Raw genomic sequence first — 275 nt, 5'->3', positions numbered from 1 at the left:
CTCGGCGACGCGGCTGCCGCGCTGCCGTTCCGCGAGGGCCTGTTCGCCACGGTCTACCTGTCGCCGAAGGACTACCACCGCGTCCACATGCCCTGGACCGGCACCCTGCGCGAGACGATCCACGTCCCCGGGCGCCTGTTCAGCGTCGGCCCGGACGCGGTCTCCCGCGTCCCGCGCCTGTTCGCACGCAACGAGCGCCTGGTCTGCCTGTTCGACACCGACTTCGGCCCGATGGCCTCGGTGATGGTCGGCGCGCTGCTGGTATCGGGGGTGGA

At 72.0% G+C, this 275-nt stretch carries 1 protein-coding gene; it reads left to right on the top strand.

What is annotated here, in order from left to right; translation table 11 throughout:
* A partial coding sequence (locus SB822_RS56920) for a phosphatidylserine decarboxylase (protein WP_410859079.1) occupies positions 1–275 on the top strand: 275 nt, incomplete at both ends.

It is taken from the genome of Paraburkholderia sp. SIMBA_054 (assembly GCF_046534875.1).
GTDB lineage: Bacteria > Pseudomonadota > Gammaproteobacteria > Burkholderiales > Burkholderiaceae > Paraburkholderia > Paraburkholderia hospita.
Note: the sequence above shows the minus strand (reverse complement) of the source record. Positions and strands in the feature narration are given on the sequence as shown.